The 12,485-nt window shown below is 35.4% G+C and carries 12 protein-coding genes; 8 read left to right on the top strand and 4 right to left on the bottom strand.

The genetic code is table 11. From position 1 onward, the window contains the following. Positions 1 to 456 (bottom strand): division/cell wall cluster transcriptional repressor MraZ, encoded by a 456-nt coding sequence (gene mraZ, locus ACQVD9_RS13765; RefSeq protein WP_264746514.1) that lies wholly within the window; start codon positions 454 to 456, stop codon positions 1 to 3. A 375-nt stretch (positions 457 to 831) separates the two neighbouring features. Here mraZ and ACQVD9_RS13770 point away from each other — a divergent pair, with 375 nt between their 5' ends. The 4 genes from ACQVD9_RS13770 to ACQVD9_RS13785 all read left to right on the top strand — a co-directional run bounded on the left by ACQVD9_RS13770 (position 832) and on the right by ACQVD9_RS13785 (position 4,790). Further along, the gene (locus ACQVD9_RS13770) at positions 832 to 2,772 is read left to right on the top strand and encodes a PEP/pyruvate-binding domain-containing protein (protein WP_264746515.1); all 1,941 of its coding nucleotides are present in this window, start codon (positions 832 to 834) and stop codon (positions 2,770 to 2,772) included. A 68-nt stretch (positions 2,773 to 2,840) separates the two neighbouring features. Beyond that, on the top strand, positions 2,841 to 3,161 hold the full coding sequence (locus tag ACQVD9_RS13775; protein WP_264746516.1) for a DUF2388 domain-containing protein: 321 nt from the start codon (positions 2,841 to 2,843) through the stop codon (positions 3,159 to 3,161). 130 nt (positions 3,162 to 3,291) lie between these two features. Next, positions 3,292 to 4,050, top strand: a complete 759-nt coding sequence (locus ACQVD9_RS13780; RefSeq protein ID WP_264746517.1) for an NUDIX hydrolase — start codon at positions 3,292 to 3,294, stop codon at positions 4,048 to 4,050. Between the two features lie 77 nt (positions 4,051 to 4,127). Then, positions 4,128 to 4,790, top strand: a complete 663-nt coding sequence (locus tag ACQVD9_RS13785; RefSeq protein WP_264747797.1) for a MarC family NAAT transporter — start codon at positions 4,128 to 4,130, stop codon at positions 4,788 to 4,790. A gap of 47 nt (positions 4,791 to 4,837) precedes the next feature. Here ACQVD9_RS13785 and pgi read toward each other — a convergent pair whose 3' ends face one another. Next, positions 4,838 to 6,502, bottom strand: a complete 1,665-nt coding sequence (pgi, locus tag ACQVD9_RS13790) for a glucose-6-phosphate isomerase (RefSeq protein ID WP_264747798.1) — start codon at positions 6,500 to 6,502, stop codon at positions 4,838 to 4,840. Positions 6,503 to 6,663: 161 nt separating this feature from the next. Between pgi and ACQVD9_RS13795 the strand changes: the two genes are divergently transcribed. From ACQVD9_RS13795 to ACQVD9_RS13805, 3 genes are all read left to right on the top strand, one after another. Next, on the top strand, positions 6,664 to 6,825 hold the full coding sequence (locus ACQVD9_RS13795; protein WP_413774181.1) for an SEC-C metal-binding domain-containing protein: 162 nt from the start codon (positions 6,664 to 6,666) through the stop codon (positions 6,823 to 6,825). A gap of 264 nt (positions 6,826 to 7,089) precedes the next feature. Further along, complete coding sequence (gene dinB, locus ACQVD9_RS13800; protein WP_264746518.1) at positions 7,090 to 8,154, top strand: DNA polymerase IV; 1,065 nt, start codon at positions 7,090 to 7,092, stop codon at positions 8,152 to 8,154. Positions 8,155 to 8,246: 92 nt separating this feature from the next. Further along, the gene (locus tag ACQVD9_RS13805) at positions 8,247 to 9,863 is read left to right on the top strand and encodes an FMN-binding glutamate synthase family protein (RefSeq protein WP_264746519.1); all 1,617 of its coding nucleotides are present in this window, start codon (positions 8,247 to 8,249) and stop codon (positions 9,861 to 9,863) included. A 72-nt stretch (positions 9,864 to 9,935) separates the two neighbouring features. Here ACQVD9_RS13805 and ACQVD9_RS13810 read toward each other — a convergent pair whose 3' ends face one another. Beyond that, on the bottom strand, positions 9,936 to 10,154 hold the full coding sequence (locus ACQVD9_RS13810) for a DUF2061 domain-containing protein (RefSeq protein WP_264746520.1): 219 nt from the start codon (positions 10,152 to 10,154) through the stop codon (positions 9,936 to 9,938). A 191-nt stretch (positions 10,155 to 10,345) separates the two neighbouring features. Here ACQVD9_RS13810 and ACQVD9_RS13815 point away from each other — a divergent pair, with 191 nt between their 5' ends. Continuing rightward, positions 10,346 to 11,386, top strand: a complete 1,041-nt coding sequence (locus ACQVD9_RS13815) for an NAD(P)H-dependent flavin oxidoreductase (protein ID WP_264746521.1) — start codon at positions 10,346 to 10,348, stop codon at positions 11,384 to 11,386. Here ACQVD9_RS13815 and ACQVD9_RS13820 read toward each other — a convergent pair. Continuing rightward, positions 11,369 to 12,475, bottom strand: coding sequence for a saccharopine dehydrogenase family protein (locus ACQVD9_RS13820; RefSeq protein WP_264746522.1), 1,107 nt, complete (start codon positions 12,473 to 12,475; stop codon positions 11,369 to 11,371). The two genes, ACQVD9_RS13815 and ACQVD9_RS13820, sit on opposite strands and share 18 nt — an antisense overlap. Between the last annotated feature and the right edge of the window lie 10 nt (positions 12,476 to 12,485).

Consider the following 12,485-nt stretch of genomic DNA (forward strand, 5'->3'; position numbering starts at 1 on the left):
TTATAAAATTAAGTCACGTAATTCTTCTGGTAAACCACCAGCTTCTTTTATGGCTGCCATATCATCTAATTCAATAGCATTCCATGTATCTTCATCCCAAAGTTGAAACTTATTCAGTTGTCCTACTAAAACAACTTTCTTATCCAACTCTGCTCGTACTCTTAAACGAGGAGGTATTAAAAAACGACCATTACCATCCAACTCAACATCTTGAGCACTACCAATCAAAGTACGGTGTAAACGACGGGTTTCTTCACGTAAAGAAGGCATTTGGCGGAGCTTATTCTCAATTAACTCCCACTCAGGTAATGGATAAATATTTAAACAAGGATCAACAGCATCAACTGTTACAATAAGCTTACCAGAGCAGCGCACACTTAGCTCGTCACGATACCGACTAGGCATCGCTACACGACCTTTAGCGTCTAAACTGACTGCATTAGCTCCGCGAAACAATTATTTAATCCTCATTTTTACTTTCTTTACCACTAAAAGAGATTATTTAACCACTTTATACCCTTTTTCACCACTTTACACCACTTATGCACACTATAGAAACCAATGCAACATCAGTCAAGTACAATCTGCATAAAAATCAGTAAATACACACCTTCTTGACTAAAGTTGAATAATCATTACCAAGTTTTTTGCAGAAAAATTAATAGAACATGAACAACAATAAGCAAATTCATGAAAAACCCTTATTCAATAGATTTAAATTATTAATAACGACTTAAAGTTGCAGTTATACAATAAAAAATGAATTGTCTTATTTTGCAAACTAAGACAGTATTAATTGCCATAAAGGATTTTTAACAATTGGTAAAGGTCATGCTACGTTACAGTTTTCTAACATTATTCTTAATTAACCTAATATTTCCTTTATATGGACAAACTGCACGCAAACCCTCTTATTACGATCAACAATCAAAAATAGGAAATCTACTACCTCGCTCAGTTGCAAATCAACGACCTACGCCTAAAATAACTTATATTTCCTCCATAAAGGATCAAAATATCTTCCAACAATTGGCGAGAACCTATGAACTTGGCTCACTTTATGAAATTCCTCATATACTTTTTGTTATTGATTTAAAAAATAATAATCACCTTTATTATTTAAATACCCCTTTTTATGAACTCCATGAGAACTTTTTACAACAAGTAATTGTTAAGAAAAAACTAACTCGTACAGAACTCAACACTAATTATTTAAGCCCTAAAAGACGTTTCTTACTAGGTACATTAAGCTGGCAACAAAGTATCAAACAATATACTTATGAGTTTTGGGAAGGAGATACACTTTCTGCTGAACAACTGCAATTGACGGAGCAACTCATCAAACAAACTTTCTTTGATGCCGTTGTCTTTAAAACAAACTCTACTACTCAAGAACAAACAACTAAAAAAGCTAATATCCATTACTTCACTCAACAGCAACTTATTCAACAACAAAGTTTCTTGGCGCTAAATCAAGGAACTGCTGTAGGAAAATTAAAACTAATTACATCAGAACAAGATTTAACAAGTTTAACTAGCTCTGACATTATTATTTTAAAAGAAACACCTATTGCTTTACCGCCAGTTGCAGCTATTATTACTGAACAACCTTCCACAGTACTTTCTCATGTTAACTTACTTGCTAAAAGCTGGAAGATACCTAATGCCTATATCAAAAATGCAGCTGAAGAACTTAAGCAATATGAAAACCAATGGATAGAACTACAAGTTAATACCTCTAACTATACTATTAAAGCTAGTGAGCAAACAGTGGTTGCCACCAAAGTAATTACTGTAGCCAAAACTAATACTAACACCACTCAATTAAAACTATTTCCCTTAAAAACACTCACTATCAAAGATAGTATTTATTGTGGTAGTAAAGCCGCTAATTTAGGTGAGATCTCTCATAAATTACCTGCTATAAATATTCCTGATGGTTTTTGTATTCCTTTTGGTCAATACCAGCTATTTATGCAACAACATGGTTTATTTAAACAACTTGCACAATTAGAGAATCAACCTCAATTTAAAAATAACTCACAATACCGCCAACATCAATTGGCTTTATTTCGACAACAAATTATTGATACCCCTATTCCTAATAAACTGTTAAATGAATGGGTTAAGCAATGGCAAGGCCAATTAGCAGGTAAAGCTATCTTTGTACGTAGCTCTTCTAACTCTGAAGATTTACCTAACTTTAGTAGTGCTGGTTTATATACCAGTGTAGCTAATGTGATTGATAGAGAATCCCTAGCGAAAGCTGTTAAAACTGTTTGGGCTTCAACCTACAACTATAAAGCCTATGAAACAAGGCAAATATTAAGGTTATCTGATGACCTTATTAAAATGAGTGTACTTATTCAAGTCGCTATAGATACAGATAAGGCTGGGGTTATGATTACACGAGACCCATTTAATAAGACAAGACCCTATATTACTTATATTGCAGCCAAGTATGGTTTAGGCATTAAAGTCGTAGAGGGAAAAGCAATCGCTGAACAAGTGATGTATTCTTCATGGTCAAAAGCAATTCAAGTGCTCTCTTTGTCTGATGAAAAAACGGCATTAAAATTGGCCAAAGATGGAGGGGTTGTAGAACAGCCTTTGGATAGTGACCAATCAATACTCAATGAGCAATTAATTGTTAATCTAGCAAAAATAGCCCGACAAATAAAATATCTTTTTAATTCTCAGGATCAAGATATAGAGTGGGCTGTAAAACAAGGAACAATATTTATTCTACAAAGCAGACCTTATATTCATTAATAGCTAATATTGTATTTCTAAAAAACGCGCTATACTAAAAAAGACTATTCATTCACTAAGGGTAAAACATGCGTCAACTATTATTACTTGTGTTAGGTTGTTTATTTTCAGTACAAGTATTTGCATTTGGTGCTACCACTAATGCCATTAACAACATTGCCACCTCAGGTAGTACAGCGGGTACATCAGGATCATCAGCATCCACCGATACTACCAAGCGGGATAAAATTATTGAACAAGCACAAAATGATGCTGCCACTTTTGTAGGGACAAATGGCAAAGTACTAGGTGTATATCTAGAAGTAGCTTTACAGCATCTTCGTCAAAACTATTCTGTAGCGGATCATATTTCCGATCTTGCCCTAGCTGAAGCTATTTTGACCTATTAACAAAATGAACTAACAATAATCTATTGTTAATTATTTAGTATGAAAACTCTATCAATACTAATTAGTATCTAAATCTTAATTAGTTGTACTATAATACTAATAGTTTTCTAATTAATAAAAGAATATAAACATGTCAAAACAAGCATCTAAATCAAAACCTACAGGCTTTTTAGATTTTATTGTACGCCCTCTAGTAACAGTAGATATTGCTATTTTTACAGTTAAAGATGACAAATTGCAGGTTTTACTGGTTAAACGACCTAATGATGAACAAGAACCTTTTGCTAATTGTTGGGCATTACCTGGTGGCTTTTTAGATGTCACTATTGATCAAGATTTAAATGCTTGTGCTTTACGTAAATTAAAAGAAAAAACTAATGTTAATAGTCCTTACCTTGAACAGGTAGGTGCATGGGGTAGTAAAGATCGTGATCCTCGAGGTTGGTCTGTTACCCATGTTTATTTTGCATTATTAAGTGCTGATAAGGTTATTTTACAACAGGGTGGCAATGCAGCTGAAGTTGCTTGGTTTCCTATCACAAATGACAATATTCAAAAACAACTCGCTTTTGACCATAACGAATTACTCAGTAATGCCATTCAACGATTACAAGCAAAAGTAGAATACACCTCATTGCCTGCTTATTTGCTACCTGATGAGTTTACCTTACCTGACTTACAAAAAGTCTATGAAATAGTACTAGACCGCCACCTTGATAAAAGCTCTTTTCGTACACGTATTCTCGCCACCAATTTAGTGGAGCCTGTAACTAACAAAATGCGACCTGCCACTAACAGACCTGCACAAATTTATCGATTAACTAATCCTGATGTGCTTACTTACTTTCCACGTAGCTTTAAATATAATGAAAAAACTTTAAAATCATAATTACTTTTTAACAGTTACAATACCAATAATAATCAATATACATTGGAAAATTACTATAAGGCTTTTTCATGTCTACTATTCTCGAGTTGTTCCAAGTGATAGGTGTTGGGTTAGCCATTTTATTGCCATTAGCTAATCCTATTACAGCAGTTGCATTACTGTTAGGATTATCACAAGGAATGACCACTAAACAAATAAATCACGAAGCATTAATGGCTGCCATTTATGTTTTTATTATTATGATAGTAGCTTTTTATGGCGGCCAGTTAGTCATGAATACCCTTGGTATTTCTATCCCTGGCTTACGTATTGCAGGGGGCTTAATTGTTACATTCATTGGTTTTCAAATGCTTTTTCCCACCAAAGAAATAGGCTTTGACATTACTAAATCAACTGTTGCTGAACTACAAACTCAGAATAAAGATAGTATTGCTTTTATTCCTCTTGCTATGCCAGGCACAGCTGGCCCAGGAACTATTGCAATGATCATTAGTAGTGCATCGACAATCCAAACGCAAGCTACTTTTTCCCCTATCATACTTAAAATAGCACCTATCTTTATCTTCTTAACCATATCTATTCTTTTATGGTTATGCTTACGCAGTGCTAATACTATTATGAAATGGATTGGTAAAGGTGGTGTAGAAGCTATCTCTCGCTTAATGGGATTTTTACTGGTCTGTATGGGTGTACAGTTTGTCATTAATGGCGTACTAGAATTAATAGCTACACATAGTTAAATAACAAATAATATTCTTGTTATTTAACTAATAATAGCAATGCTACACTAACCTCTATGGTGATTACGGAAATAATTAATTAATCCTTGGGTAGAAGTATCCTCAGCAGGAACAGGTTGATAATCTGTTAATCCTTTATAAACAGCTAGCCCTAACTCCTTACCTAGTTCTACACCCCACTGATCAAATGCATTAATTCCCCAAATAACACTCTGCACAAATACTTTATGCTCATATAAGGCTACTAATGCACCTAAACTACGCGGGCTTACACGCTCTAACACTAGCGTATTAGAAGGCCTATTACCTAGAATAACTTTATGAGGTGCTAATTTTTCTATTTGTTCTGCTGAACAACCTCTTTCTTTTAGCTCTTGCTCGACTTGTTGTTTATTTTTACCTAGCATCAATGCTTGACTTTGACTTAAACAATTGGCATATAACCATTGATGATGATTATTTAATGGATTAGCACTGACCACAGGCACAATAAAATCAACAGAAATAAACCGTGTTCCCTGATGTAATAATTGATGATATGCATGCTGTCCATTACAGCCCACACCGCCCCATATAATAGGCCCACTATCAATTGTTAAAGGGCTACCATCTTGACGTACACCTTTGCCATTAGACTCCATATCTAATTGTTGTAGATGCCTTACAAAATCTCTTAAATTATGGTCATAAGGTAAGATAGCATGGCTCTGCGCATCAAAGAAATTACTATACCAAACGCCCAACAATGCCATTAATACAGGCATATTTTTTTCAAAAGGCGCCGTTAAGAAGTGTTGATCCATCATATAAGCGCCAGCCAATAACTCTTTAAAGTTAGACATGCCAACACTTAATGCAATGGGCAAACCTATTGCTGACCATAGGGAATAACGTCCCCCTACCCAATCCCACATAGGGAAAATATTTTCTTTAGCAATACCGAACTCAACAGCAGCCTCTACATTAGAAGAAACTGCAATAAAATGTCTTGCTAAATCTTTTTCTGAGCCACCTTGGGCTAAAAACCAACATCTTGCTGCTTGAGCATTTTTTAATGTCTCTAACGTACCAAATGATTTACTCGATACAATAAATAGTGTCGTTTCTGCATTTAATTCTGCAACTACTTCCCTAAACTCACTGCCATCAATATTCGCTAAATAATGGCAAGTTACTCCTTTCTGGGCAAAAGGTAGCAATCCTTCAGATACCAACATCGGGCCTAAAAATGAACCACCAATACCAATATTAACTACATCTGTAATAGGCTTTTCTGTAAAGCCACGCCATAATTTATTATGTATACTATTAACCAATTCTGTCATTTGATGCAGAACTTGATGTACCTCTGGCATAATATCTACATCATTAATAAATACTTGATCGCCATAAGGTCTTCTTAGTGCAGTATGTAAGGCTGCTCTATTCTCTGAAGCATTAACAAATTTCCCTGAAAATAAATCTTCTCTTGCTTGCTCCACACCTACATCATTAGCTAACTTTACTAATAATTGTATGGTTTCTTTAGTAATCAAATTTTTAGAATAATCAAACAGTAACTCACAACCCTCTAATGAAAACTCTTGAAATCGTTTAGAGTTTTCAGCAAATGCTTGGCGCATATCAAAGTTTTTCATTAACTGATAATGTTCAGTTAATGCTTGCCATATTGATAGCTTAGTAACATCTTGTGGTTGTATATAGTAAGGCACAGTCATCAATATTCCTTGCCGATTAATTAGATTGTTAAAGTTATTATAATATCATTTATATAATAACTAATAACCATTATAATGATTCAGTTAGCTAAAAGTAGCTAACATCACATTTAAGTCTCTTACTAAAAGGAGAACTATCATGAGTACTTTTAACAATAAAGGCTTTTTTTGAGCCAACCAGCAAACGCCGCAAAGGCTTCCCATCAGAAACCAACGTCAAACGAGGCTTAGTTCGCACTGTTCATGGCGATAAAGTTTTAGAAGAAAAACTAGGACGCAATGATCCTTGTCCTTGTGGTTCTGGGCATAGCTTTTAAGAAATGTTGCCTTAAAACAGGCTGTTTTCGATGGCAGTAATCGTCATGATTATTACCGCGAATAAATACCTTTTCTTTAACCTATAATACAAAGGTAGAACGTTAGTGCTTACAGTCTACCTTTGCTATATTAGAAAGCTTAAAATAACCAATAGCGCTTATCCCATAACTAGCTCTATTATTAAATTATATTGCTTTATATTTAATTAAATATCACTATTGATTTTTTTAGTTCCTTTTAATGTTTTGACTTACAATTAGCTAATGACCAACTCCTCTTTAAAAAAAATCATTCATATCGATTGTGATTGTTTTTATGCTTCTATTGAGATGCGTGATGATCCAAAACTTGTCGGCAAACCTATTGCAGTTGGTGGTACACCCGACAAACGTGGAGTGGTAGCTACTTGTAACTATGAAGCTAGAGCTTATGGTATCCGCTCTGCTATGTCATCCCAAAAAGCCTATAAGCTTTGCCCTGATTTACTTTTTATTAGGCCACGTTTTGATGTCTACCGTGCGGTATCAAAACAAATTCATCAAATATTTCAAGATTACACATCAATTATAGAGCCTCTATCACTGGATGAAGCCTATCTTGATGTTACTGATAGCCCTCTCTATAACAATAGTGCTACACGTATTGCCAAAATAATTCAACAACGTATCCAACAAGAAATTGGTATTACTGCCTCTGCAGGTGTAGCTCCCAATAAATTTTTAGCTAAAATTGCCAGTGATTGGAAAAAACCCAGTGGCTTATTTGTTATTACACCTGAGAAAATGGATGACTTTATTCTTCACTTACCTGTTCATAAACTACATGGTGTAGGCAAAGTAACAGCGGCTAAATTAAATCAATTAGGCATTAACACTTGCTATGATTTAAGACAATGGAGTCGTTCAGAACTACTGCGAGAATTTAGTAGTTTTGGAGAAAGACTTTGGCATCTTGCCAGAGGTATAGATGATCGTCCAGTTAAAACACACCGTCGTCAATCAGTGAGTGTAGAGCGTACTTTCGAAGAAGATTTACCCGACTTGCAACATTGTCTTACAAAACTACCTGAGTTAATACTCGAATTAAACAATCGAATAGCACGGTTAGATAGCAGTTATAAAACAGGAAAACCTTTTGTTAAAGTAAAATTCCATGACTTTACTCAAACAACCTTAGAACAACAAGGTGCTCCTCTTGACTTAACAAGTTATCAGACCTTACTTAAACAAGCTTTTGAACGTGGCAATAAACCCGTTAGACTATTAGGCATTGGTACTCGTGTAATTGATTTAAAAGATATTAATATCCAATTAACACTCTTTAACTAGTCTTTGATCAGCAAATGTTAATCAATGATTTAGTATAATCCTATTTATTTTGCTAAATATAAAAGTTAACTACAATTTACCGTGAGATATTAATGAAAGCTTTACAATTAAGCCGCTACAGTTTTTTTGTTTTTTGTATTTTATTTACGCTAATTACAGCCCCATTTGCTATGATCCATAACTGGTTATGGGTCTTTACTTTAATAGGGACTGTATTATCATTGATTGGTATCTATGACCTGTTTCAACCAAAACATTCCGTTTGTCGTAATTACCCTATTCTAGGGCATATACGCTTTATGATTGAATATATACGTCCAGAAATTCGCCAATATCTCATCGAATCCGATACAGAAGCACTACCCTTTAGTAGACAAGAACGCTCTTTAGTTTATAGACGTGCAAAAAATTTAGATGCTAATAAAGCATTTGGTACAGTAGAAGATATTTATAAAACAGGCTTTGAGTTTATTAGCCATTCGATTATACCTGCCACCATTCAAGACCCTGAAAGTTTCCGAGTAACTATTGGTACTGACCAATGTAAACAACCTTATTCAGCCTCTCTTCTAAATATCTCAGCCATGAGTTTTGGGGCGTTAAGTGCTAATGCTATCCGTGCTTTAAATAAAGGAGCTAAAAAAGGTAATTTTGCCCATGACTCTGGTGAAGGTGGGCTTAGTGCCTACCACAAAGAAAATGGTGGTGACCTAATTTGGCAAATAGCTAGTGGTTACTTTGGTTGCCGAACAGATGATGGTAAATTTAACCCTGAGCGCTTCGCTGCACAAGCAGCTAATCCACAAATAAAAATGATTGAAGTAAAACTCAGTCAAGGTGCCAAACCTGGTCATGGTGGAATGCTTCCCAAAGATAAAGTAACCGCTGAAATTGCTGCTACTCGTGAAGTGCCTATGGGGCAAGACTGTATATCTCCTCCTTGCCATAGTGCATTCTCAACCCCTCTTGAACTTATGCAGTTTATTGCCCAATTGCGTGAATTAAGTGATGGCAAACCTGTTGGTTTTAAAATTTGTATTGGTCACCCTTGGGAATTTGCGGCTATTGTAAAAGCCATGTTAGAAACTAAGATATTACCTGACTTTATTGTTGTAGACGGTAAAGAAGGTGGTACAGGTGATGCACCTGTTGAGTTTAGTGATCATATTGGGTTACCACTAAGACAAGGGCTTTCTTTTGTCCACAATATTTTAGTAGGGACTAATTTACGAGATAAAATAAAAATTGCAGCCAGTGGTAAAATCATCAGTGGTTTTGATATTGTTCGCGCCTTAGCAATGGGCGCGGATTGGGTTAACTCTGCACGTGGTTTTATGTTTGCCATTGGTTGTATTCAATCACAAGCATGTAATACCAATAAATGCCCAACAGGTGTTGCTACCCAAGACCCACTCAGACAAAATGCACTGGTTGTGCCCGATAAAGCAGAACGTGTGTATCATTTCCATAAAAATACTTTGCATGCCTTTGCTGAAATGTTAGCCGCTACTGGTTTAAATCATCCCACTGAATTAAAACCACATCATGTGGCAAGACGTATTTCTGATAATGAAATTCGCCTACTTTCAAATATTGATTACTATTTAAAACAAGGCGAATTATTATCAGGCCAAATTGCTAGTCCTTTCTATTCTGATGTATGGAATATAGCCCAAGCAAACTCATTTGAGCCTAGCCATAATGTATAGTTAATTGATTGATTATCGGCAAACGGACTATGCTCTAGTCCTGTTTGTCGATAATAGTGATGACATACCATATTAAGCTGAGATAACTTCATAATTTTCCCTCGCTATGTTTTTTGCCTTAGTTGTTTTAATACGATTCCATACTTTCTCATGAAAATAAAAACCAACAGCATTACATAATGGTTCAACCAATGCGACCAAACCACCTACAGCTATACTTCCTGTTAATAAATAAGCAACACTAAATGCGATAATAAAGTGCATACAAGTAAAGGTTACAGTCTTAATCATTTCTCTTACTCCAATTAAGAATAATTCTTAATTACAGTATATTCCTCTCTATTTTTTAATAAAATTTATTATTACTATAAATCCAATTATAAAAAACTATAAATATAATTTCTTTAGACAAAAAATTAGACATCAATTAAATAATATACTACTGTAAGCTCCACCTAAAATTATTAAACAGGGAAATTACAATGAAAAACATTATCACCTTGTTAGATGTTAATATTCCAATCATTCAGGCTCCTATGGCTGGTGTGCAAGATAGCCAACTAGCTATTGCTGTTAGTAATGCAGGCGCTTTAGGATCATTACCCTGTACCACGCTATCTGTAGAAGAATTACATAAAGAATTAACCACTATAGAAAAACAAACTAAAAATCCCATTAATCTAAATTTCTTTTGCCACAAAATAACTGAGCCTAACCACGAACAACAAGCCGCATGGTTTAAAGAATTAGCTCCTTTTTTTAATAAATATGAGATTGATCCTACTACTATAAAGATTGAAGCCAATCGTCGTCCATTTAGTCAAGAACAACTGGATGTATTAACTGAATTTAAACCCAGAGTAGTTAGTTTTCATTTTGGTTTGCCTGACAAAAACTTACTAGATCAACTGAAAGAGTGGGGAACCACCATTCTATCCACAGCAACTACCATAGAAGAAGCACTTTATCTACAAGCCAATGGTGCTGACATTATTATTGCGCAAGGATTAGAAGCAGGCGGACACCGTGGTATGTTTCTAACTGATGATTTAATGACACAAATGGGCACAATGGCTTTACTACCACAGATTGTTGAAGCAGTAAATATTCCTGTCATCGCTACGGGTGGGATAGCCAATGCTAACTGCGTGAAAGCAGCCATGACACTAGGTGCTTCAGGCGTACAAGTGGGTACCAGTTACTTACTATGCCCTGAAGCAAAAACCAGTTTGCTGCATCGACAGGCAATCCTTTCCGATGAAATTAAACACACCGCTATCACTAATATTTTTACGGGAAAACCTGCACGGGCGCTTATAAATAAGGCTATTCAAGAAATTGGCGCACTTAACCCCCTAGCACCTACTTTCCCTTATGCTACACCAGCAATGGCGACACTCAGGCAAATAGCAGAATCACAAGATAGTAATGACTTCACTCCTTTATGGGCCAGCCAAAACACTAGTGGCTGTAATATTATTCCTGCCGCAGAAATTACTAAACAATTAGCTAAAGGGATATAACTCATGTAGTTTAGTTGTTATACGTAAGCCTGCTAACTCTGCTAAATATTCATCAAGCGTTAGCAACCCCATACTAGACATTGCACCTCTAGCTACTAGCTTATCAGTTAATAATTTACGAGTTAAAGCGACAGAAGAAAGACAAGGGATATTTACACCATCATTAGCCGATGCAATAAGCTCCCAACTTAATTTAAGTGGTTTTTTATTCTTATCCAACCCTGTCAGCTGAATATACATACCACTATTACCATCACCGAAACGTTCTAATATTAATGAATTTTTGTGCAAAATTGCTGCATATTTTTGGGGCTTTCTAATTATTCCGAAACGAATCAACCAAGAAAAAAACCATGTACCATAATGAGTAAGTTTTAAGCCTGTACCTGCTGAAAAAGTAACGGTATTAACTCCTTTATAATATTCAGGAAATAAACTTAAATCAGGAACGTCACAAGCAGCTACAGAGCGTTTTCCTACAGGTTCTGAAAACTGGTGTGTGGATAAATTTTGCCAACCAAAACGATTTTGCCACACACCATCAACCCATTGTTTAATAGGCTTACCACAATAAGCTAACATCCCCTCAATAGTAGATTTTCCAGGTATTTTCTCAGAGGTACTAATGCCTATTTCTATTATTCGTAACTCTGAAAAAGCAGGTAGTAACTCATTAATCACAGCGCTACTTAAACCAGGTACAGAGCTAGCACCAGCACAAACCAATACATTTTGCTGTTGAGCTTGCTCATGTAATATATTAATACCACACACAAACTCCCGACCATCTGCCAAATCAATATAATGAGAGTTCGCTTCAATAGCCGCTTTAGCCACAGCATAATTTTGTCCTTGAAAAGGGCCTGCTGTGGAGATTAATAAATTAATTTGTTGTTGTTTTAAAATATTAGCTAAATCTGTTTGATTAGCATCCAACTGTATAGCCTCTGCGTTTATCTTCCCTGCAAACTGTTGTGCTTTTACTAAATTTCTGCCTGCGATAATAAGCTGAATACCAGCTATTTTATGTAAATGCTGTGCTATTATTTGCCCAAAGTTTCCATAACCACCTAAGATTAACACACGCATCCCGTCGCTC

It is taken from the genome of Entomomonas sp. E7T21 (assembly GCF_058693955.1).